Here is a 21169-nt window from a genome sequence, read left to right as displayed (position 1 = left end):
TCAGCGGTACGTCGTCGGAATCACCGGTTCGCCGCGACCGAGGCGGAACGCCTCGATCGGCAGCTCCTGCATGACCGTCGCGCGGTGCTCGCGCGCGGCCTCGGTGCCCGCCTCGCCGAGGAATGCGGGGTCGGCTTCGCCGCCGCTCATCAGCTGCACCATGAGTGGGCGCAGCTGGCTGCCCGCCTCGTACTCGGCCTCACCGCCGGGGCCATCGCCGACGAAGACGAGTTCTTCGCGCGCCGTCAGCGTCGCGTCGAGCCGGCGTGCGGCGTTCTTGCGGCCGCCGACGCTCGCCTTCTGCGTCGACGCCTTCGCCACCGAGACCCATTCGCCCGCGTCGTCACGGCGCGCCACGAGCTTGAACACCATGCCGGCGGCCGGGAAGCCCGAGCCGGTCACGACGGCGGTGCCGACGCCGTAAGCGTCGACGGGAGCGCCGGAGAGACCTGCGATCGTGAATTCGTCGAGGTCGCTCGTGACGGTGATGCGCGTGTCGACGGCACCGAGGGTGTCGAGCTGCTCGCGCACGGCGGCGACGACGGTCGGCAGGTCGCCGGAGTCGATGCGCACCGCGCCGAGCTCGGGGCCGGCGACCTTCACGGCGAGCTCGACGCCCTTCGTGATGTCGTAGGTGTCGACGAGCAGGGTCGTCTTCGGGCCGAAGGCCTCGACCTGGGCGCGGAACGCGCTCTCTTCCGTGTCGTGCAGCAGGGTGAAGGCGTGCGCAGCGGTGCCCATGGTCGGAATGCCCCACGTGCGCCCGGCCTCGAGGTTCGAGGTCGCGTCGAAGCCCGCGATGTAGGCGGCGCGCGCGGCGGCGATCGCCGAACCCTCGCTCGTGCGCCGCGAGCCCATCTCGGCGATCGGTCGGCCGAGGGCGACGGAGACCATGCGGGCGGCGGCGCTCGCGACCGACGAGTCGTAGTTGAGGGTCGAGAGCACGACGGTCTCGAGCATGACGGCCTCGGCGAACGTCGCCTGGATCGTGAGGAGCGGCGAGCCCGGGAAGTACGCCTCGCCCTCGCGGTAGCCCCAGATGTCGCCCCGGAACCGGTAGTCGGCGAGCCAGTCGAGGGTCGCGGGTCGCACCACCTCGTGCTCGCGGAGCCACTCGAGCTCCGCCTCGTCGAAGCGGAACCGCTGGATCAACTCGATCAGGCGCCCGGTGCCCGCCACGATGCCGTAGCGCCGCCCATCGGGCAGACGCCTCGCGAAGGCCTCGAAGAGGCTCTCGCGGTGGGCGGTGCCGTCGAGCAACGCGGCATCGACCATCGTCAGTTCGTATCGGTCGGTGAAGAGCGCTGCTGAGCCGGTCACCCGCCAAGCCTATCGAGGAGGGCACGCACAGCGGGGAGCGCTACGCTTGCATGTCGTGACGGATGCACCGATCGGAATCTTCGACTCCGGGGTCGGCGGGCTCACCGTCGCCCGGGCCGTGAAAGACCAGCTGCCCAACGAGTCGATCCTCTACATCGGCGACCTCGAGCACTCGCCGTACGGGCCGAAGAAGATCGCCGACGTGCGCGGGTACGCGCTCGCGGTGCTCGACGACCTCGTCGCCCAGGGCGTCAAGATGCTCGTGATCGCCTGCAACACGGCCTCCGCCGCGATGCTCCGGGATGCGCGCGAGCGATACGACGTGCCCGTCGTCGAGGTGATCCAGCCTGCCGTCAGACGCGCCGTCGCGGCGACGAAGACCGGCAGGGTCGGCGTGATCGGCACCGCCGGCACGATCGGTTCGCGGGCCTACGACGACGCCTTCGCGGCGGCGCCGCACCTCGACCTCTTCTCGCAGGCGTGCCCGAGGTTCGTCGAGTTCGTCGAGGCGGGCGTGACGACGGGCGACGAACTGCTCGCGATCACCGAGGAGTACCTCGCCCCGCTGAAAGAGGCCCGCATCGACACCCTCGTGCTCGGGTGCACCCACTACCCGTTCCTGAAGGGCGCGATCTCCTACGTCATGGGCGAAGAGGTCACGCTCGTCTCGAGCGACGTCGAGACGGCGAACGACGTCTACCGCGTGCTCGTCGGCACCGGCGCCGAGCGCCGAGCCGCGACCCCGCCGAGCTACCGCTACGAGGCCACGGGCCGCTCGACGAGCGCGTTCCTCGACCTCGCCCACCGCCTCATCGGCCCCGAGATCCCGAGCGTCGAGCTCGTGCAGACGGGTGCCGTCACGATTCCAGACCACGTACGGCTTCGACAGGAGAACGCATGACCGAGGCATCCGAGCCCACCACCATCATCCGCGCCGACGGGCGCACCGCCGACCAGTTGCGCGAGGTGACCATCGAGCGCGGCTGGAGCGAGCACGCGGAGGGCAGCGCCCTCATCTCGTTCGGCAAGACCAAGGTGCTCTGCACCGCGTCGTTCACGAACGGCGTGCCCCGGTGGATGAACGGCAAGGGCAAGGGCTGGGTCACCGCGGAGTACTCGATGCTGCCCCGCGCCACGAACACGCGCAACGACCGCGAGGCCGTCAAGGGCCGCATCGGCGGGCGCACCCACGAGATCAGCCGCCTGATCGGCCGCAGCCTTCGCGCGGTCGTCGACACGAAGGGTCTCGGCGAGAACACGATCCAGATCGACTGCGACGTGCTCCAGGCCGACGGCGGCACCCGCACCGCCGCGATCACGGGCGCCTACGTGGCGCTCGCCGATGCGATCGAATGGGCTCGCGACAAGAAGTTCGTGGGCCAGCGCGCCCAGCCGCTCATCGACACCGTCTCGGCCGTGTCGGTCGGCATCATCGACGGCACGCCGATGCTCGATCTCGCCTACGTCGAAGACGTGCGCGCCGAGACCGACATGAACGTCGTGGCGACCGGGCGCGGCCTCTTCGTCGAGGTGCAGGGCACGGCCGAGGGCGCGCCCTTCGACCGTCGCGAGCTCGACTCGCTGCTCGACCTCGCCCTCGCAGGCACCGCCGAGCTCACGCGCATCCAGCAGCGCGTGCTCGCCGAGACCATCGCCGCAGCGGGGGAGTGACGCCGTGAGCCTCGAGATCGTGCTCGCGACCCACAACCAGCACAAGGTCGACGAGTTCCAGAAGATCCTGGGCGAGCGGATGCCGGGACTCAGGGTGCTCGCCTACGACGGGCCAGAGCCGGTCGAGGACGGCACCTCGTTCGAGGAGAACGCCTTCATCAAGGCGCGGGCAGCAGCGGCGCACACCGGTCGCATCGCCCTCGCCGACGACTCGGGCATCGCGGTCGACGTCATGGGCGGGTCGCCCGGCATCTTCTCGGCCCGATGGGCCGGGCCAGGGCGGGGCGCACAGGCGAACCTCGACCTGCTGCTCGCGCAGCTCGGCGACATCAGCGACCCGAACCGAACCGGACACTTCCACTGCACCATCGCGCTCGTGGTGCCCGAGTCGGCCGGCGGCCCGCACGAGTACGCGGCCGTCGGGCTGTGGCCCGGGCGCATCGCGCTCGAGGAGTCGGGAGCGCACGGGTTCGGGTACGACCCGATCTTCATGCCCGAGGGCTTCGAGGTCTCCGCGGCCGAGCTCGCGCCCGAGGTGAAGAACACGCACAGTCACCGGGCCCGCGCGTTCGCGGCGCTCGTACCCGAGCTCGAACGGATCATCGCCGCTCGGTGAGATCGGGTTCGCCGGGTCCCGGGATCGCGGTGCGCGGGGCGCGGCGGATCCCGTCGACCCGTCGGGTCGCGAGGACCCGTCGTGTCGCGAGCGGGCCGGCGAACGGACGGGCCGTGGCCGTGGGAAGCGGTGAGCGGAGGACGGCGGCCGGGTCGACCGGCCACCGACTCGCTAGGAGGCGCGGCGGGCGCGGGCGGCGCGGCGCTTCAGGGCGCGGCGCTCGTCTTCGCTGAGGCCACCCCACACGCCCGAGTCCTGGCCGGTCTCGAGGGCGTACTGCAGGCAGATCTCGGTGACGGTGCAGCGACCGCACACGGTCTTCGCCTTCTCGATCTGGTCGACGGCGGGGCCGGTGTTGCCGACCGGGAAGAAGAGTTCCGGGTCTGCGGTGAGGCATGCGGCCTTGTCGCGCCAATCCATATGGGGATGCTCCTTGCGGGGTGTACTTCGATCGCAGACGCGCACGATTGCGCTTGCCGAAACCGGCTGCTGCAGGGGGAAAGCCGAATCTCGGGAAGTAGGATCAGTGACTGATCGGCTCACGTCCCTGTGAGCATCAATTCGGCCTCATAAATGGTCGCATAGCGGAGAGATCGAATCAATAGCTGTGTATGGGATAACCCTGTGAATCGGCGCGACGACGCCCCACTCGATGCGCGAGACGCCTCGTCCGGCGAGGCGGCAACCCCCGAATCCGGTGTGCGCGCCGCGCTCGTCGTCGTGAGCGTGCTGCTCTTCCTCGAGGCTGCGGCGATGGTGGCACTCGTGATCTGGCTCGTGATCGACCTGTTCTCGCTCGAACCGTCGTCGTACGCCACCGCGATCGCGCTGCTCGTGCTCGTCGCGATCGGCGCGATCTGGGTCGTGACCGTCGCGTTCGGCTCGCTCCGGCAGGCGCCGTGGTCGCGCGCCGCGGCCATCGTCTGGCAGATCCTGCAGGTCTCGATCGCCGTCGGCGCCTTCCAGGGGCTCTTCGCGCGTCCCGACGTCGGCTGGGCCCTGCTGGTGCCCGCGATCACCGTCGTCGGCCTGCTGCTTTGGACTCCCGTGCGCCTCGCGTACTCGCGCCCCGAGGATCACGCCGCGGCGTGACCCCCGCGGCGGGCGGTCGGATTCGGGAGTCGGCGCGGTCTCCGGTTCCGGAGCCGGGTTCGACTCAGCCGTCGAGGCCGAGGTCGCGGCGCAGCCGAGCCACGTGGCCGGTCGCCTTGACGTTGTAGAAGGCGCGCTCGATGCGGCCGTCCTCGGCGATCACGAACGTCGACCGGATGGAGCCGACGACGATCTTGCCGTAGAGCGACTTCTCGCCCCAGACGCCATAGGCCTGCTGAACCGCGAGGTCGGCATCGGAGAGCAGCGTGTAGGTCAGGCGGTCGCGGGCGGCGAAGGCGGCGAGCTTCGCGACGTCGTCCTTCGAGACGCCGAGCACGCGGATGCCCGCGCTCGCGAACGAGTTCAGGTTGTCGCGGAAGTCGCAGGCCTCGGTCGTGCAGCCCGGGGTCATCGCCTCTGGGTAGAAGTAGAGCACCACCTTCGAACCGCGGAGCGCCGAGAGGGTGACCGGGTCGCCGTTCTGGTCGAGCAGTGTGAAGTCTGGAGCGAGGTCGCCGGGGGCGAGTCGTGCATCGGTCATACCTCCATGGTAGGCATGTCGACGGATGCCGCGGGGCCGCCGTGCGCCCGTCAGGGGGCGCCGGGGCCTCGCCGCGGTGTCAGACCGCCCCGCCGCCCGCGAACGTCGTCAGCAGGCGCTGCAGGGACTCCAGGCGGGCCGGGCCGGTCTCTCCGAGCTCACCGGCCGCAACGGCCTCGGCGATCGCGCAGTCGGGGGCGTCGGGCAGGTGCGTGCACCCGCGCGGGCAGCGCTCGGCGAGCCGGTCGAGGTCGGTGAAGGCGCGCAGGATGTTCGCGCGATCGATGTGGCCGAGCCCGAACGAGCGCACGCCGGGAGTGTCGATGACCCAGCCGGTGCCGGTCTCCGCGCCGGGTGCGTCGGCGCCCGGCAGATCGGCCGCGTCGAAGCGCAGCCACACCGTGGACGACGAGGTGTGGCGTCCGCGGCCGGTCACGACGTTGACGTGGCCCGTGGCGCGCTTGGCGCTCGGCACGAGCGCGTTGACGAGCGTGGACTTGCCGACGCCGGAATGGCCCACGAACACGGTGCGATGGCCGACGAGCACGCGGGCGATGTCGTCGAGCGGCATCTGGTCTTCACCGCTCAGGAACACCGTCAGGTCGAGTCCGGCGAAGTTGCGGAGGAACTCGTCGGGGTCGGCGAGGTCGGTCTTCGTGATCACGAGGAGCGGGCGGATGCCGGCGTCGAACGCCGCGACGAGGTAGCGGTCGAGCAGCCGGATTCGCGGTTCGGGGTTCGCCGCGGCGACGACGATGAGCATCTGGTCGGCGTTGGCGACGATGACGCGCTCGACCTCGTCGGTGTCGTCGGCGCTGCGTCGCAGCAGGGTGGTGCGTTCGCCGACCCGCACGATGCGGGAGAGGGTGCCCGGCTCGCCGGTGGTGTCGCCGACGAGGTCGACGTGATCACCGGTGACGACCGACTTGCGCCGCAGTTCGCTCGCTCGCGCCGCCGTGATGACGCGCTCGTCGGGGCCGTTCTCGTCGATGAGCACGCTGTAGCGACCGCGGTCGACGCCGATCACCATGCCGGCGACCGCATCGGCGTGCTCGGGCCGCTGCTTGGTGCGCGGCCGGCTGCCGCGGCGGCTCGGCCGCACCCGCACATCGGACTCGTCGAACTCGGGCTCGTCGTCCTCGTCGTCGTCGGTGCTCCACCAGGTCATGCCAGCATCTGCTCCCAGAGTGCGGTGAACTGGGGGAGCGTCTTGCCGGTCGACGCGATGTCGTCGACGACGACGCCGGGCACGGCGAGGCCGATGATCGCCCCGCTCGTGGCCATGCGGTGGTCGGCGTACGCGCGCCACGGTCCGCCGTGGAGCGGGGCCGGGGCGATGCGCAGGCCGTCGTCGAGCTCGGTGACGTCGCCGCCGAGCCCGTTGATCTCCGCCGTGAGGGCGGCGAGCCGGTCGGTCTCGTGGTGACGGATGTGGCCGATGCCGGTGATCGTCGACGGCTCGTCGGCCAGCGCCGCGAGCGCGACCAGATTGGGCGCGAGCTCTCCGGCCTCGGACAGGTCGAGGTCGACACCGCGGATGCCGCGGCCGCCGTCTTCGCCGCGCTCCGGCGCGTGCACGGTGAGCCGGTCGCCCTCGACGGCGACGCGGGCTCCGAACAACGGCAGGATCTGCGCGAGCTGCGCGCCCACCTGCGTGGTCTCCGCGGGCCAGCCGGTGATCGTGACGGTGCCGCCGGCGACGAGCGCCGCGACGAGGAACGGTGCGGCGTTCGAGAGGTCGGGCTCGATGTCGACGTCGATCGCACGGATTGGCCCGGGTGCGACCGTCCAGCGGCCGGGCTCGGGGCTCGTCACCTCGACCCCGCGGGCGCGGAGGGTGTCGATCGTCATCTCGATGTGCGGCAGGCTCGGCAGGCGTTCGCCGCTGTGGGTGAGATCGAGACCACGATCGAACCGCGGGGCCGACAGCAGCAGGGCGGAGACGAACTGGCTCGAGGCCGATGCGTCGATCTCGAGCGGACCGCCGCCGACCGAGCCGGTGCCGTGCACGGTGAAGGGCAGGGTGCCGCGCCGGTCGTCGTCGAGGTCGACGTCGAGGGCGTGCAAACCGTCGATCACGCCGGCCATCGGGCGACGGCGGGCGTGCTCGTCGCCGTCGAACATCGTGGGACCCAGAGCGAGCGCTGCGACGGGCGGCAGGAACCGCATGACCGTGCCGGCGAGCCCGCAGTCGATCGTGGTCGAGCCGAGCAGCTCCTCGGCGGGCGTCACGCGGAGGTCGTCGCCGAAGCCGCCGCGACCCGGAACGCGCTCGAACCGGGTGCCGAGCGCGCGCAGGCCCTCGACCATGAGTTCGCTGTCGCGCGACCAGAGCGGGGCGTGAAGGGTCGACGGCCCGTCGGCCAGGGCCGCCAGCACGAGCTCGCGATTCGTGAGCGACTTCGAGCCCGGCAGGCCCAGCACCGCGGAGAGAGGGGCCGTTGCGACCGGCGCGCGCCATCCGACATCCGTGTCGGTCTGCCGTGCATCGCCGTACGGATCGAATTCGGGTGCGGAATACTTCGAAATCTGCATCGGTTATCAACAGTAGCGTCAGGAAACGCGGAAGGAGTCGGTGTTGCGCATGTCGATCGGAGTACTCGAACGCCCCGCGGTCGCAGGGGTCGACGATCTAGGATTGCCGGTGATGACTGCCGATCAGATCGATGCGACGCCGAACGACCCAGTGGCCGAGGCTCCCGAAGCGGAACCGACCGCACGTCCGCTCACCGAGCTCTTCGAGGAACAGGCGCTGCCGTTCCTCGACCAGCTCTATGCGGCCGCGCTGCGCATGACGAAGAACCCGGCCGACGCGCAGGACCTCGTGCAGGAGACGTTCGTCAAGGCGTTCGCCGCGTTCGGGCAGTTCACCCAGGGCACCAACCTGAAGGCGTGGCTGTACCGGATCCTCACGAACACCTTCATCAACAGCTACCGCAAGAAGCAGCGCGAGCCCTATCAGGGCACGATCGACGACCTCGAGGACTGGCAGCTCGGCGGCGCCGAGTCGACCACCGCTCGGGCGAGCCGTTCGGCCGAGGCCGAGGCGATCGACCATCTTCCCGACAGCGCAGTGAAAGACGCGCTGCAGGCGCTGCCGGAAGACTTCCGCCTCGCGGTGTACTTCGCCGACGTCGAGGGCTTCTCCTACCAGGAGATCGCCGACATGATGAACACCCCCATCGGGACCGTGATGAGCCGCCTGCATCGTGGCAGGCGCCTGCTCCGCGAATCCCTCGCCGACTACGCCCGCGAACAGGGATTCGCCGCGGGAGCGAAGACGGCCAAACCCACCAGGAGCACGAAATGACCGACTGCGGCTGCGACAAGGCGAGGGCCGAACTCGAGGAGTACCTGCACAACGAGCTGCGGGCGGCGGATGCCACCGACATCCGCGACCACGTCGCGAACTGCGCAGACTGCCAGGCGGAGCTTCGCGTGGGCGTGGCGATCACCGAGGTCGTGCAGCGCGCATGCCGCGAGAGCGCGCCCGAGCAGCTCCGCGTGCAGGTGCTCACGCAGATCCGGCTGTACCAGTCGACGCACACCGTCGGTTGACCGGGGCGAGCCGACCGCACCACTCAATCGTTCGTTCGATGCGGGCGACGACGGTCGACCCGTAGCGTCGACGATGTGATCGACAACTCCGACGACCGAACGGTGAAGCGACGCGTGCCCACGTGGCTGCGCGTCACCATTCCCGCCGCCCTCATTCTCATCTGGTTCGCCCTGTTCGGCGCCGGCGGTGCCGCGTTCGGCTCGCTGAGCGACGTGTCGACGAACGATCAGGCCCAGTTCCTGCCCGCTTCGGCCGAGGCGACCGAGGTGACCGAGCTGCAGGAGGGGTTCCGCGACTCCGAGGACATCCCGGCGATCGTCGTGATCGCGGGCGACGAGAGGCTCGACGAGGGCCAGCTCGCGGCGATCGACGATCTGAGGGACGAACTGCTCGCGGTCGACGGCGTGAACGCCGACGGTGCGTCGCCGGTGCTGCCCTCTGACGACGGCGCCGCGGTGCAGATGATCCTGCCGATCGAGAAGGTCGACGGCGGCGAGAAGCCGGCCGAGATCGTCGCGGAAGTACGCGAGGTGCTGGCCGACAACCCCGTCGACGGCACGACGGCAGCCGTCACCGGCCCGGCGGGCTTCACCGCCGATCTCTCCGCCGCGTTCAGCGGAATCGACGGACTCCTGCTGGCGGTCGCCCTCGCTGCGGTGTTCCTCATCCTCATCGTCGTGTACCGCTCGCCCCTCCTCCCGTTCATCGTGCTCTTCACGAGCCTCACTGCGCTCTGCGCCTCGGTGTTCACGGTCGTGGCGCTCGCACGCGCCGACATCCTGCTGCTCTCGGGGCAGACCCAGGGCATCCTGTTCATCCTCGTGATCGGCGCGGCCACCGACTACGCACTGCTCTACATCTCGCGCTACCGCGAGACGCTGGCGCGTCACGAGCGCAAGTGGGATGCGACATGGGCGGCGCTCAAGGGTTCGTGGGAGCCGATCGTGGCCTCGGGCGGCACGGTCATCGTCGGGCTCCTGATCCTGCTCGTGAGCGAGCTGACGTCGAACAAGGTGCTCGGGCCGGTCGCGGCGATCGGCATCGTGTTCGCCGTGCTCGCCGCGCTGACCCTCCTGCCCGCGCTGCTCCTCTGGGCAGGGCGCGCCGCCTTCTGGCCGAGGAAGGTCGCCCACGTCGGCGACGCGACCGAGGTGCACGCCCGCCACGCGGCAGGCGTCGTCGACGCGTCGGCGCCCGACGAGGCCGACCTGCCCGATCGCGGCATCTGGGCCGGCGTCGGCCGACTCGTCTCGAAGCGTCCGCGCACCGTCTGGATCGTGTCGGTGCTGGCGCTCGGCGCCATGTCGCTCGGCCTCGCGCAGCTCGACGCCGACGGCGTCGCCTCGAGCGAGTTCGTGCTGGGCGAGTCGCAGGCGCGCGACGGCCAGGCGATGCTCGGCGAGCACTTCCCGGCGGGGTCGGGCACGCCGGCGATCGTGATCGGCCCTGAAGACGAGCTGCAGCAGATGGCGGATGTCTCGCTCGACACGGGGGGCGTCGACTCCGTCGCCGTGGTGAGCGCCGACTCGCCGGCCGGTACCGCGCCGGTCACGAGCGACGGCATCGAGGCGTTCGGTCCGCCCGGCACGCCTGCGCCCGCGCCGACCGTCGTCGACGGCGAGGTGCAGCTGCAGGTCACCCTCACCGATCCGTCGGACTCCCTCGAGGCGGAGGCCACGGTCGAGCAGCTCCGTTCGAACCTCGACGAGGTCGGCACCGACGTGCTCGTGGGCGGGCAGACCGCGGTCGCGCTCGACACGAACGCGGCAGCGATCGCCGACCGCACGCTCGTCATCCCGCTCGTGCTCGCCGCGATCCTCGTGATCCTGATGCTCCTGCTGCGGTCGATCGTGGCGCCGCTCATCCTGATCGGCAGCGTGGTGCTCTCGTTCACGGCGGCGCTCGGCGTCTCGGCACTCGTGTTCGAGCATGTGTTCCACTTCCCCGGGGCGGACCCGTCGGTGCCGCTCTTCGGGTTCGTGTTCCTCGTCGCCCTCGGCGTCGACTACAACATCTTCCTGATGACCCGGGTGCGCGAGGAATCCCTCCGATTCGGCACCCGCTCCGGCATCATCCGGGGTGTGCGGCTCACCGGCGGTGTGATCACCTCCGCCGGTCTCGTGCTCGCGGCGACGTTCGCGGCGCTCGGCGTGCTGCCGATCCTGTTCCTCGCGCAGATCTCGTTCATCGTCGCCTTCGGCGTACTGCTCGACACCTTCCTCGTGCGCACGCTCCTCGTGCCCGCGCTCGCATACGACATCGGCCGGGCCATCTGGTGGCCGAGTCGACTCGGTCGCGGCAAGGACTGAGCGGCCGGTAACGACGAAGCGAGCGGATGCCCCGGGGCATCCGCTCGCTTCGTTCGTTCGTCCGTGCCGTGCCGGCTAGAGCGTCGTCGCGGTCCGCACGAGCTCAGCCTGCTCGGTGGCGTGCCGCTTCGCGGAACCGGTGGCGGGGGAGGCCGCGGCCGTTCGCGCGACGACGCGCACCGGCCGGTCGCCGAGCTTGTTCGTCTCGATGATGAAGTACGGCCACGCGCCCTGGTTCTCGGGCTCGTCTTGAGCCCACATCAGCTCGGCGTTGGGGTACGACTCCGCGACGTCCTTCAGCTCGCCGGCGGGCAGCGGGTAGAGCTGCTCGAGGCGCACGAGTGCGACCTCGGTGTTCTGCTGCTTCTCGAGCTCGGCCACCAGGTCGTAGTAGATCTTGCCCGAGACGAACACGACGCGCTTGACCGCGGCCTTGTCGGTGATGCGGGCGTCGTCGATGACCGGTTCGAAGCGGCCGCTCGTGAAGTCGGCGACCTCGCTCGTGGCACCCCGCAGGCGCAGCATCGCCTTCGGGGTGAAGACCACCAGGGGGCGCCGCGGCCGGGCGTAGGCCTGACGGCGCAGGAGGTGGAAGTACGACGCGGGCGTCGACGGACGCGCCACCGTCATGTTGTTCTCGGCGCAGAGCTGCAGGTACCGCTCGATGCGGGCGCTCGAGTGGTCGGGGCCCTGGCCCTCGTAGCCGTGCGGGAGCAGGAGCACGACGCTCGAGCGCTGGCCCCACTTCTGCTCGGCCGAGGAGATGAACTCGTCGATGATGGTCTGCGCGCCGTTCGCGAAGTCGCCGAACTGCGCCTCCCACATGACGAGGGCATCGGCCCGTTCGACCGAGTAGCCGTACTCGAAGCCCATCGCCGCGTACTCGGAGAGCAGCGAGTCGTAGATCCAGAACCGTGCCTGGTTCTCGGAGAGGTTCTGCAGCGGCAGCCACTCCTGGCCGTTGACCCGGTCGTGCAGCACGGCGTGACGCTGCACGAACGTGCCGCGACGGGCGTCTTGACCGGCGAAGCGCACCGGGGTGCCTTCGAGGAGCAGGGAGCCGAGGGCGAGCAGCTCGCCGAAGCCCCAGTCGACCTTGCCGTTGCGGCTCATGTCGAGGCGCTTCGTCAGGAGCTGCTGGATCTTCGGGTGCACCGTGAAGCCCGAGGGCTTGTTGTTGAATGCGTCGCCGATGGCGTGCACGACCTCGGTCGAGACGCCCGTGGTCTCGAGTTCGCCCGAGACCGGCTCCGCCGGCGCCGTCGACTCGGTCGCGCCGATGATCGGGATCGCCCCGGTCTGTGCGGCGTGCGTCTCGGCGAAGGCCCGCTCCAAGCGGTCCTGGAAGTCGCGGTGCGCCTCTTCGTACTCGGCCTCGGTGATGTCGCCGCGACCGACGAGGGCCTCGGTGTAGAGCTTGCGCACCGAGCGCTTCGCCTCGATGAGGTTGTACATCAGGGGCTGGGTCATCGACGGGTCGTCGCCCTCGTTGTGGCCGCGTCGCCGGAAGCAGACGAGGTCGATGACGACGTCGCGCTTGAACTCCTGGCGGTAGCGGAACGCGAGTTCCGCGACGCGCACGACGGCCTCGGGGTCGTCGCCGTTCACGTGGAAGATCGGCGCCTGGATGGTCTTGGCGACATCCGTCGAGTAGATCGACGAGCGGGCGTCGCCCGGCACCGTGGTGAATCCGACCTGGTTGTTGATGTTGACGTGGATGGTGCCGCCGGTGCGGTAGCCGCGGAGCTGCGACATCTGCATCGTCTCGAGCACGACACCCTGACCGGCCATCGCCGCGTCGCCGTGCACGAGGATCGGCAGCGTCGAGAACGTGCCGATCGGCTTCCGGTCCTGCTTGGCGCGCACGATGCCCTCGAGCACGCCGTCGACCGCCTCGAGGTGCGAGGGGTTCGCCGCGAGCGAGACGGGGATCTGGTGCCCGTCGTCTGCGGTGAAGGTGCCCTGGGTGCCGAGGTGGTACTTGACGTCGCCCGAACCCGAGAAGCCCTTCGACTGCTGGGTGCCCTCGAACTCGCGGAACACCTGGCCGTACGTCTTGCCGGCGATGTTCGTGAGCACGTTGAGGCGACCGCGGTGGGCCATGCCGATGGCGACCTCGTCGAGGCCCTCCTTCGCGGCGCCCTGCAGGATCTCGTCGAGCAGCGGGATGACCGACTCGCCGCCCTCGAGGCTGAAGCGCTTCTGGCCGACGTACTTCGTCTGCAGGAAGGTCTCGAACGCCTCGGCCTCGTTGAGCTTGCCGAGGATGCGCATCTGCTCGTCGTGCGTCGGCTTCTCGTAGCTGCGCTCGACCTCGTTCTGGATCCACTTGCGCTGCACCGGGTCCTGGATGTGCATGTACTCGATGCCGATGGTGCGGCAGTACGAGTCGCGGAGCACGCCGAGGATGTCGCGCAGCTGCGCGGTGCGCTTGTCGCCGAAGCCGCCGGTGACGAACTCGCGATCGAGGTCCCAGAAGGTCAGGCCGTGGCTCGCGATGTCGAGGTCGGGGTGGGAGCGCTGCACGTACTCGAGCGGGTCGATGTCGGCCATCAGGTGCCCGCGCACGCGGAACGCGTTGATGAGCTCCTGCACGCGAGCGGTCTTGTCGATCGCGCTCGCGATGTCGACCGAGATGTCGGGTGCCCAGCGGATGGGCTCGTAGGGGAGGCGGAGCGCGGCGAACAGGTTCTCGTAGAAGCCGCGCTGGCCGAGGAGCAGCTCGTGCACCTTCTTCAGGAACTCGCCCGAGCCGGCTCCCTGGATGACGCGGTGGTCGTAGGTCGACGTCAGCGTGATCGTCTTGCCGATCGCGAGGTGGGCGAGCGTCTTCTCGGACGCGCCCTGGAACTCGGCGGGGTACTCGAGGGCGCCGGCGCCGATGATGCAGCCCTGACCCTTCATGAGGCGGGGCACCGAGTGCACGGTGCCGATGCCGCCGGGGTTGGTCAGGGAGACCGTCGCGCCGGCGAAGTCGTCGGCCTTCAGCTTGTTCTGGCGGGCGCGCTGCACGAGGTCTTCGTAGGCTGCGAGGTACTCGTTGAACGTCATCGTCTCGGCGCGCTTGATCGCGGGCACGAGCAGGGCGCGGGTGCCGTCGGGCTTCGGGATGTCGATCGCGATGCCGAGGCCGATGTGCGCGGGCTTGACGAGGCTCGGCTTGCCGTCGGGTTCGGCGTAGTAGACGTTCTGGCTCGGGAACTCCTTGAGCGCCTGGATGAGCGCCCAGCCGATGAGGTGGGTGAAGGAGATCTTGCCGCCGCGCGAACGCCGCAGGTGGTTGTTGATCACGATGCGGTTGTCGATCATGAGCTTCGCCGGGATCGTGCGGACGCTCGTGGCGGTCGGCACGGTGAGCGAGGCGTCCATGTTGGCCGCGAGCGCCTTCGGCATGCCCTTGAGGGTGACGACCTCGTCTTCCTTCGGAGCGTCGGCCACGATGGGCTGCGGGCTCGTGACCGGCACGTCGGCAGGCACGGGCTGCGTGCGGGGGGCGACCGAGGTCGTGCGCGCGGCCGGGGTCTGCCCGATGACGGGCACCGGGGCCGTGGACGGCGCCGTGGGCTCGGCAGCCGATGCTGCGGCCGCGGAGGGGTCTGCGATTGCAGCGGCCTCAGCGGGTGCAGCGGCCTCAGCGGGCGCCGCAGGTGCAGCGGGCGCGGCGTCGGCCGGGGGCGTCGCCGCCGCGGCATCCGTCGCCGGCGCACTGTTCGATGGGTCGCCGCCCTCGGTCTTCACCTGGCGGTAGTGCTCGAGCACCGGCCACCAGGTCTTGTCGACCGATTGGGGATCGACGAGGAACTTCTCGTACATCTCGTCGACGAGCCATTCATTGGCTCCGTATTCGCCCGACGTCGTCTCGTCGGATCCCGACCCGGTCAATTGGCTCGACACAGCCTCTCGCCCACTCTCTCCATTGATGCTGGATTACCTGCTTCGCGGTCTCGCCATACGCGCGGGCATGACGAATCACCGCCTCCCAGCCTAATCCCCTGAATGGGGCCCCGAGCACGGCGCGGCGGTAGCGTGGCGACATGGAGTTCTACCGGACGACACCCAGCCACGACCTCACCTACTCGGACGTGTTCCTCGTTCCGAGTCGTTCCGCGGTCACGAGCCGTCTCGACGTCTCGCTCGCACCCGATGACGGTTCGGGCGCCTCCATCCCGCTCGTGTCGGCGAACATGAACTCGATCACCGGGCCGCGCCTCGCGGCGACGCTCGCCAGACGGGGCGGACTCGGGGTGCTGCCGCAGGACATGCACCTGCAGGATCTCGACGAGGCGATCCGCACGGTCAAGGCGCAGTCGCCCCGCTTCGACACTCCGCACGAGTTCAGTCCGGATGCCTCGGCCGCCGACGCCCTCGAAGTGCTGCCGCCCATCACGGGCCACGGCATCGTGCTGCACGACTCCCGCGGCGAGTACGTCGGATGCATCCCGGCCGAGCGGCTCGCGACGGCGTTGCCCGATGCGCGGCTCGGCGACCTCGTGCACGGCGGACTCGCCTCGCTCGACGCCGACGACGTGTCGACGCCGCGCCGGGCCTTCGACCTCATGGTCGAGGCGGAGCTCGAATTCGCCCCCGTGCTCGAGCACGGGCGGGTGGTCGGCACGCTCAGCCGCCGGAGCGCGCTGCGCGGCACGATCTACGAAGCGAACGTCGACGCCGACGGACGGCTGAGGGTCGCCGCCGCGGTCGGCATCAACGGCGACGTCGCGGCGAAGGCGACGGCCCTCGCCGCCGCCGGGGTCGACATGCTCGTCATCGACACCGCGCACGGGCATCAGGAGGGCATGCTCCGCGCCGTGTCGATCGTGCGCGACCTCGGCCTCGACATCCCGATCGTCGCCGGCAACATCGTGACCGCCGACGCGGTCGCCGACCTCGTCGAAGCGGGTGCCGACGTGCTGAAGGTGGGTGTCGGCCCCGGCGCCATGTGCACGACGCGCATGATGACCGCGGTCGGCCGCCCGCAGTTCTCGGCGGTGCTCGAGACGGCGGAGGCCGCCCGGGAGCTCGGTGCGACCGTGTGGGCCGACGGCGGGGTGCGCTACCCCCGGGATGTCGCGCTCGCGCTCGCCGCCGGCGCTGCCTCGGTCATGATCGGGTCCTGGTTCGCGGGCACGATCGAGGCTCCGGGCCTGCTGCGGCACGATGCATCCGGCCGCCTGTACAAGGAGAGCTGGGGCATGGCGTCGACGAAGGCCGTGCGCGAGCGGTTCGACCGTCTCTCGCCGTACGAGCTCGCGCGCAAGGAGCTGTTCGCCGAGGGCATCTCCTCGTCGGCGATCTCGCTCGATCCGCTGCGGCCCTCGATCGAGGACCTGCTCGACATGATCACCTCGGGAGTGCGCAGCTCGTTCACGTATGCCGGTGCACGTACGCTCGAGGAGTTCCGCGACCGCGCGCTCGTCGGCATCCAGTCGGCGGCCGGATACGAGGAGGGCAAGGCGCTGCCGGTCAGTTGGTGAGACCCGTGCGACGCTCCGCCCGCATCCGGGCGATCGCACAGAACGCGCCGATATACTGAGGCGACAATGGACGATCCTCCCTCTGCCGCTGCCCCAGGTCATAGACCCCCGCCCGTGACTGCTCGCGGAGGTGGCGATGTCTGAGTGGATACTCCTCGGCATCGGACTCCTCCTCACGATCGGCACGGGCTTGTTCGTCGCCAGTGAGTTCGCGCTCGTCAATCTCGACCGGGCCGACCTCGAGGCGCGGCGCGCGAGGGGTGAGACGAAGCTCGCACTCACCATCTCGGCGCTGAAGATCACCTCGACGCACCTGTCGAGTGCGCAGCTCGGCATCACGCTGACCACGCTGCTCACCGGATACACGATGGAGCCGGCGATCTCGTCGCTCCTCACCGGGCCGCTCACCGCGATCGGCGTGCCCGACGCGTTCGTGCGCCCCATCGGCACGATCACCGCGATCGTCGTGGCGACCCTCCTGTCGATGGTGATCGGCGAGCTCGTGCCGAAGAACTTCGCGCTCGCACTCCCGCTCGCGACCGCGAAGTTCGTGATGCCGTTCCAGACGGCGTTCACGTGGGTGTTCCGGCCCGCCATCACCCTGCTCAACGGCAGCGCCAACGGGCTGCTCCGCGCCGTCGGCATCGAGCCGAAGGAGGAGCTCTCCGGCGCACGATCGGCCGAGGAGCTCTCATCGCTCGTGCGCCGTTCGGCGAGTGCGGGCATGCTGGAGCAGGACACGGCGACGCTCCTCGGCCGCACCCTGCGCTTCGCCGACCACGATGCGTCAGACGTCATGACCCCGCGACCTCGTGTCGCCGCCGTGCAGCGGCAGGAGCCGGCCGAGGCCGTGCTCGAGCTCGCGCGCACGACCGGCTACTCGCGCTTCCCGGTCTACGACGAGAACCTCGACGACGTCGTCGGCCTCGTGCACGTCAAGCAGGCCGTCGCGGTCCCGCGCGAGAAGCGCTCGGAGGTGCCGGCATCGGCGCTGCAGTCCGATGCGCTGCGCGTGCCCGAGACGATGAAGCTCGACACGCTCCTCGAGGAACTCCGCGGCCGCGGCTACCAGATGGCCGTCGTCGTCGACGAGTACGGCGGCACCGCGGGTGTCGCGACGCTCGAAGACCTCGTGGAAGAGCTCGTCGGCGAGGTCGCCGACGAACACGACCGCACGCGGGCCGGCATCGTCCGCCGCGGCGACGACGTGAGCTTCCCGGGAATACTGCGACCCGACGAACTGCTCGAGCGCACCGGCATCCGCGTGCCAGAGAACGGAGACTACGAGACCGTGGCCGGATTCGTCATGGCCGAGCTCGGGCGACTGCCCGTCGTCGGCGACGAGGTGCTCATCGACGAGGGCACGCTCGTCGTGCAGCGACTCGACGGGCGCCGCATCGACCGCGTGCGGTTCGTGCCGAACCCGCCGCCCGAAGCCGATGACATCGACGGGGGGCAACGATGAGCGACTGGGCCGGCATCGCCTGGCTGATCGTGCTGCTGATCGCGAACGCCTTCTTCGTCGGCGCGGAGTTCGCGGTCATCTCGGCGCGGCGATCGCAGATCGAACCGCTCGCCGAGCAGGGCAAGCGCAGCGCCAAGACCGCCCTGTGGGCGATGGAGCATGCGACGCTCATGCTCGCGATGAGCCAGCTCGGCATCACGATCTGCTCGCTGCTCATCCTGAACGTGTCGGAGCCGGCGATCCACCACTTGCTCGAGGTGCCGCTGCACCTCACCGGCTGGTCGGCCGAGGTCGTCTCGACGATCGCGTTCATCGTGACGCTCGTGCTCGTGTCGTACCTGCACGTCGTGTTCGGCGAGATGGTGCCGAAGAACCTCTCGTTCTCGGTGCCCGACCGTGCCGTGCTGCTGCTCGCGCCGCCGCTCGTCTTCCTCGCCCGCATCTTCAAGCCGATCATCGTCGCGTTGAACGCCACCGCCAACGGCGTGCTCCGGCTCTTCGGCGTCGAGCCGAAGAACGAGGCGAACTCGACCTTCACGCTCGAAGAGGTGCAGACGATCGTGCACCAGTCGCGTCGCGAGGGCGTGCTCGACGACGCGAGCGGCACGCTGACCGCCGCCTTCGAGTTCACGACCAAGCGGGTGCAGGATGTCGCGGTGCCCCTCGAATCGCTCGTCAGCCTGCCGCCCGGGGCGACGCCGGCCGACGTCGAGCGCGCCGTGGCCCGTCGCGGGTTCTCGCGCTATCCGATCCTCGACGAGTCGGGGGAGCCCGACGGCTATGTGCACCTGAAGGACGTGATCGACCTCGACGACGACGAGTTCGACGATCCGATCCCGGCCAAGCGGGTTCGCCGCCTCGTGTCGATCTTCGCCGGCACCGACCTCGAAGACGCGCTCGCGACGATGCGCCGCCTCGGCACGCACGTGGCCAGGGCATTCGACGAGGACGGCACGACGACCGGTGTGATCTTCCTCGAGGACATCATCGAGGAGCTCGTCGGAGAGGTGCAGGACGCCACCAGGCGCGGCTGACGGGCGACCTCGGAATCGTCGGCACGGCCATCTTCGGGTCGGCGTAGACTGACGCCGATCCGAAGAACCGAGGAATCATCATGTTTGAGAAGCTCATGGCGACGGCCGTGCTCGCGGCCTCCGACACCGCACGTGCCAAGCAGTGGTGGCACGACGTGCTCGGCCGCGACCCCGTGTACGAGGATGAGGAGGGAGAGGCCCTGTTCTACGACATCGGCGGCACGGGCGTGATGGTGTATCGGAGCGACTTCGCAGGCACTGCGAAGAACACGTCGCTGAACCTCATGACCGACGACCTCGACCGCGACATGACGCAGTTGCGCACGCACGGGGTCGTATTCCACGACTACGACATGCCCGGCCTGAAGACGGTCGACGGCGTCGCCGAGATCGGCGAGGAGCGCAGCGCGTGGTTCAGCGACAGTGAGGGCAACATCTTCGCCATCGGGCAGGTGGCCCCGCAGATGATGGAGATGGCCATGAAGATGCGGGCCGCCGCATCGGGAATGACCTGATCCGGTCACCGCCTCCGAGCCGTCGTCTCGCTGCGCCGGTCGTGGTCAGGCGGCGAGGTCGCGGAGCCATGCCTCGAGTGCTGCGGCGTCCGTGAAGACGTGCCCGTCGCCGCCGACGGCCTTCGCGCCCTCGACGTTCTCCGCCTTGTTGTCGATGAAGACGAAGTCGGAGGCCGCGATGCCGAGTTCGTCGATGACGAGCTCGTAGATCGCGGCGTCGGGCTTGACGAGGTGCAGCTCGCCGCTGACGAACACGCGCTCGAAGAGCGGTGCGAACGAGCCGTTGCGCAGCCAGCCCGAGAAGTCCGCCCCGGCGTTCGAGAGCAGTGCCAGGCGCGTGCCTCCCGCCGCGAGGGCGTGCAGCACGCCGAGGGTGCCCGGGTCGACCGAGAGCCACCCGCGATGGTCGAGAGCCCAGAGCTCGTGCACGTCGATCGCATTCCACTCCGCCCCGAGGTCGGCCGCGACGGCGTGCCAGTACTCGGCGATCGAGGTGGTGCCCCGGTCGAGGCCCAGGCGGTGCGCCCAGTACGACGCCCAGAACGGCTCGGGGGCCGCCGTCGCACCGGCCCGTTCGACGAGGGCCGCGCGATCGGCATCGGTGGGCTCCCGCGAGATGACCTCCCCGTAGTCGAACACGACGACGCGAGGGGAGAGGCTGATCGGTGCGGGAACTGTCGGAGTCATCCACCTCAACCTATCGTTGGAGCATGGATATGTCGTGGCAGGAATGGACCGCCGTCGATGCGCGGAAGTGGGTCGTCGCGCCGGTCGCCGATGACGACAAGTACTCGCGCGGCGTGCTCGGCATCGTGGCGGGTTCCCCCGACTACCCGGGCGCGGCGGTCCTGGCCGTCGAGGCCGCGCACCGTGCCGGCCTCGGCATGGTGCGCTACACCGGTCCCCGGGCCGTGCGCACCGCGGTGCTCGCACGTCGACCTGAGACCGTCACCGCGCCCGGCCGTGTGCAGGCCTGGCTGATCGGCTCCGGCATCGACCCGGGGCGCCGCTCGTTCATGCTGCTCGGAGACCTGCAGGGTTCGCTCGCGTCCGGCCTGCCGGTCGTGCTCGACGCCGGCGCGCTCGACCTCGTCGGCACGCACACCGCGCCCACGGTGATCACGCCGCACGCCAGGGAGCTCGCTGCGCTGCTCGCTTCCCGCGAGATCGACACGACCATCGCGCAGGTGCGTTCGGCCCCCGCGGATTGGGCGCTCAGGGCGGCGAGGGAACTCGGCGTCGCCGTGCTGCTGAAGGGCGCGGTGACCCACGTCTGCGATCCCGACGGCGGCCGCTACACGATCACGGCTCCGACGCACTGGCTGGCTTCGGCCGGCACCGGCGACGTGCTCGGTGGGATCCTCGGAGCGCTCGTCGCCACGCACCATGAGCGGATCGCGGCGGACGCCGAAGTGCTGACCGTGCTCGCGGCGACCGCTGCGTGGGTGCACGGCGAGGCCGCGAGGCGCGCGACGGCCGCAGTCGACGGCGGACCGATCACGGCGCTCGACATCGCCGAGGCGATTCCGCCCGTCATCGGGGCCCTGCTCGCGCACTGAGCGGCTCGGCAGGC

The 21169-nt window shown here is 70.0% G+C and carries 19 protein-coding genes; 12 read left to right on the top strand and 7 right to left on the bottom strand.

Annotated features, from left to right (window positions below; genetic code table 11):
* Positions 1 to 1320: a nicotinate phosphoribosyltransferase gene (locus ACFCVM_RS14490; RefSeq protein ID WP_375837223.1), complete on the bottom strand. Its 1320-nt coding sequence runs from the start codon at positions 1318 to 1320 to the stop codon at positions 1 to 3.
* A gap of 55 nt (positions 1321 to 1375) precedes the next feature.
* Between ACFCVM_RS14490 and murI the strand changes: the two genes are divergently transcribed.
* The 3 genes from murI to rdgB are packed head-to-tail and all read left to right on the top strand — an operon-like array spanning position 1376 to position 3607.
* Positions 1376 to 2221 (top strand): glutamate racemase, encoded by an 846-nt coding sequence (gene murI, locus ACFCVM_RS14485; RefSeq protein WP_375837222.1) that lies wholly within the window; start codon positions 1376 to 1378, stop codon positions 2219 to 2221.
* Positions 2218 to 2991, top strand: coding sequence for a ribonuclease PH (gene rph / locus ACFCVM_RS14480; protein WP_375837221.1), 774 nt, complete (start codon positions 2218 to 2220; stop codon positions 2989 to 2991). The genes murI and rph overlap by 4 nt, the downstream gene beginning before the upstream one ends.
* Positions 2992 to 2995: 4 nt before the next feature.
* Positions 2996 to 3607, top strand: coding sequence for an RdgB/HAM1 family non-canonical purine NTP pyrophosphatase (rdgB, locus tag ACFCVM_RS14475; protein WP_375837220.1), 612 nt, complete (start codon positions 2996 to 2998; stop codon positions 3605 to 3607).
* 171 nt (positions 3608 to 3778) lie between these two features.
* Here the strand turns inward: rdgB and ACFCVM_RS14470 are convergent, their stop codons facing one another.
* Positions 3779 to 4027, bottom strand: a complete 249-nt coding sequence (locus tag ACFCVM_RS14470) for a WhiB family transcriptional regulator (RefSeq protein WP_022893204.1) — start codon at positions 4025 to 4027, stop codon at positions 3779 to 3781.
* A 204-nt stretch (positions 4028 to 4231) separates the two neighbouring features.
* Here ACFCVM_RS14470 and ACFCVM_RS14465 point away from each other — a divergent pair, with 204 nt between their 5' ends.
* Positions 4232 to 4699 (top strand): hypothetical protein, encoded by a 468-nt coding sequence (locus tag ACFCVM_RS14465; RefSeq protein WP_375837219.1) that lies wholly within the window; start codon positions 4232 to 4234, stop codon positions 4697 to 4699.
* 64 nt (positions 4700 to 4763) lie between these two features.
* Here ACFCVM_RS14465 and bcp read toward each other — a convergent pair whose 3' ends face one another.
* The 3 genes from bcp to aroA all read right to left on the bottom strand — a co-directional run bounded on the left by bcp (position 4764) and on the right by aroA (position 7775).
* Positions 4764 to 5240 carry a thioredoxin-dependent thiol peroxidase gene (bcp, locus tag ACFCVM_RS14460; protein ID WP_375837218.1) on the bottom strand — a complete coding sequence of 159 codons (477 nt, stop codon included), beginning with the start codon at positions 5238 to 5240 and terminating at the stop codon, positions 4764 to 4766.
* A gap of 79 nt (positions 5241 to 5319) precedes the next feature.
* Positions 5320 to 6408 carry a ribosome small subunit-dependent GTPase A gene (gene rsgA / locus ACFCVM_RS14455; RefSeq protein ID WP_375837217.1) on the bottom strand — a complete coding sequence of 363 codons (1089 nt, stop codon included), beginning with the start codon at positions 6406 to 6408 and terminating at the stop codon, positions 5320 to 5322.
* Positions 6405 to 7775, bottom strand: a complete 1371-nt coding sequence (gene aroA, locus ACFCVM_RS14450) for a 3-phosphoshikimate 1-carboxyvinyltransferase (RefSeq protein WP_375837215.1) — start codon at positions 7773 to 7775, stop codon at positions 6405 to 6407. Before aroA ends, rsgA begins: the two co-directional genes overlap by 4 nt.
* A 112-nt stretch (positions 7776 to 7887) precedes the next feature.
* Here aroA and ACFCVM_RS14445 point away from each other — a divergent pair, with 112 nt between their 5' ends.
* From ACFCVM_RS14445 to ACFCVM_RS14435, 3 genes are all read left to right on the top strand, one after another.
* On the top strand, positions 7888 to 8550 hold the full coding sequence (locus tag ACFCVM_RS14445) for a sigma-70 family RNA polymerase sigma factor (RefSeq protein ID WP_375837213.1): 663 nt from the start codon (positions 7888 to 7890) through the stop codon (positions 8548 to 8550).
* Entirely contained in the window at positions 8547 to 8798 is a 252-nt protein-coding gene (locus ACFCVM_RS14440; protein WP_375837211.1) for a zf-HC2 domain-containing protein, read from the top strand. The genes ACFCVM_RS14445 and ACFCVM_RS14440 overlap by 4 nt, the downstream gene beginning before the upstream one ends.
* A gap of 75 nt (positions 8799 to 8873) precedes the next feature.
* Positions 8874 to 11108, top strand: a complete 2235-nt coding sequence (locus ACFCVM_RS14435) for an MMPL family transporter (protein ID WP_375837210.1) — start codon at positions 8874 to 8876, stop codon at positions 11106 to 11108.
* A gap of 75 nt (positions 11109 to 11183) precedes the next feature.
* On the opposite strand, the gene ACFCVM_RS14430 is transcribed toward ACFCVM_RS14435, so the two are convergent.
* Positions 11184 to 15002, bottom strand: a complete 3819-nt coding sequence (locus ACFCVM_RS14430; RefSeq protein WP_375837209.1) for a multifunctional oxoglutarate decarboxylase/oxoglutarate dehydrogenase thiamine pyrophosphate-binding subunit/dihydrolipoyllysine-residue succinyltransferase subunit — start codon at positions 15000 to 15002, stop codon at positions 11184 to 11186.
* Between the two features lie 140 nt (positions 15003 to 15142).
* Between ACFCVM_RS14430 and ACFCVM_RS14425 the strand changes: the two genes are divergently transcribed.
* From ACFCVM_RS14425 to ACFCVM_RS14410, 4 genes are all read left to right on the top strand, one after another.
* Positions 15143 to 16582, top strand: a complete 1440-nt coding sequence (locus ACFCVM_RS14425; protein WP_375837207.1) for a GuaB1 family IMP dehydrogenase-related protein — start codon at positions 15143 to 15145, stop codon at positions 16580 to 16582.
* Between the two features lie 136 nt (positions 16583 to 16718).
* Positions 16719 to 18047, top strand: a complete 1329-nt coding sequence (locus ACFCVM_RS14420; protein WP_375837205.1) for a hemolysin family protein — start codon at positions 16719 to 16721, stop codon at positions 18045 to 18047.
* On the top strand, positions 18044 to 19081 hold the full coding sequence (locus ACFCVM_RS14415) for a hemolysin family protein (protein ID WP_375837204.1): 1038 nt from the start codon (positions 18044 to 18046) through the stop codon (positions 19079 to 19081). The genes ACFCVM_RS14420 and ACFCVM_RS14415 overlap by 4 nt, the downstream gene beginning before the upstream one ends.
* Before the next feature lie 80 nt (positions 19082 to 19161).
* Complete coding sequence (locus ACFCVM_RS14410; protein ID WP_375837203.1) at positions 19162 to 19596, top strand: VOC family protein; 435 nt, start codon at positions 19162 to 19164, stop codon at positions 19594 to 19596.
* 45 nt (positions 19597 to 19641) lie between these two features.
* Here ACFCVM_RS14410 and ACFCVM_RS14405 read toward each other — a convergent pair whose 3' ends face one another.
* On the bottom strand, positions 19642 to 20283 hold the full coding sequence (locus ACFCVM_RS14405) for an HAD family hydrolase (RefSeq protein WP_375837201.1): 642 nt from the start codon (positions 20281 to 20283) through the stop codon (positions 19642 to 19644).
* Positions 20284 to 20306: 23 nt separating this feature from the next.
* Between ACFCVM_RS14405 and ACFCVM_RS14400 the strand changes: the two genes are divergently transcribed.
* Positions 20307 to 21155, top strand: a complete 849-nt coding sequence (locus tag ACFCVM_RS14400; protein ID WP_375837200.1) for an NAD(P)H-hydrate dehydratase — start codon at positions 20307 to 20309, stop codon at positions 21153 to 21155.
* Positions 21156 to 21169 lie beyond the last annotated feature (14 nt).

Origin of the sequence: Agromyces sp. NPDC056389 (assembly GCF_042262385.1) — a bacterium.
Taxonomy (GTDB): domain Bacteria; phylum Actinomycetota; class Actinomycetes; order Actinomycetales; family Microbacteriaceae; genus Agromyces.
Note: the sequence above shows the minus strand (reverse complement) of the source record. Positions and strands in the feature narration are given on the sequence as shown.

Excerpts from the sequence above, each read along its gene's own strand:
- rph (WP_375837221.1), top strand. The coding sequence starts at position 2,218 with ATGACCGAGGCATCCGAGCCCACCACCATCATCCGCGCCGACGGGCGC.
- ACFCVM_RS14470 (WP_022893204.1), bottom strand. The coding sequence starts at position 4,027 with ATGGATTGGCGCGACAAGGCCGCATGCCTCACCGCAGACCCGGAACTC.
- bcp (WP_375837218.1), bottom strand. The coding sequence starts at position 5,240 with ATGACCGATGCACGACTCGCCCCCGGCGACCTCGCTCCAGACTTCACA.
- rsgA (WP_375837217.1), bottom strand. The coding sequence starts at position 6,408 with ATGACCTGGTGGAGCACCGACGACGACGAGGACGACGAGCCCGAGTTC.
- aroA (WP_375837215.1), bottom strand. The coding sequence starts at position 7,775 with ATGCAGATTTCGAAGTATTCCGCACCCGAATTCGATCCGTACGGCGAT.
- ACFCVM_RS14445 (WP_375837213.1), top strand. The coding sequence starts at position 7,888 with ATGACTGCCGATCAGATCGATGCGACGCCGAACGACCCAGTGGCCGAG.
- ACFCVM_RS14440 (WP_375837211.1), top strand. The coding sequence starts at position 8,547 with ATGACCGACTGCGGCTGCGACAAGGCGAGGGCCGAACTCGAGGAGTAC.
- ACFCVM_RS14425 (WP_375837207.1), top strand. The coding sequence starts at position 15,143 with ATGGAGTTCTACCGGACGACACCCAGCCACGACCTCACCTACTCGGAC.
- ACFCVM_RS14420 (WP_375837205.1), top strand. The coding sequence starts at position 16,719 with ATGTCTGAGTGGATACTCCTCGGCATCGGACTCCTCCTCACGATCGGC.
- ACFCVM_RS14415 (WP_375837204.1), top strand. The coding sequence starts at position 18,044 with ATGAGCGACTGGGCCGGCATCGCCTGGCTGATCGTGCTGCTGATCGCG.
- ACFCVM_RS14410 (WP_375837203.1), top strand. The coding sequence starts at position 19,162 with ATGTTTGAGAAGCTCATGGCGACGGCCGTGCTCGCGGCCTCCGACACC.
- ACFCVM_RS14405 (WP_375837201.1), bottom strand. The coding sequence starts at position 20,283 with ATGACTCCGACAGTTCCCGCACCGATCAGCCTCTCCCCTCGCGTCGTC.
- ACFCVM_RS14400 (WP_375837200.1), top strand. The coding sequence starts at position 20,307 with ATGGATATGTCGTGGCAGGAATGGACCGCCGTCGATGCGCGGAAGTGG.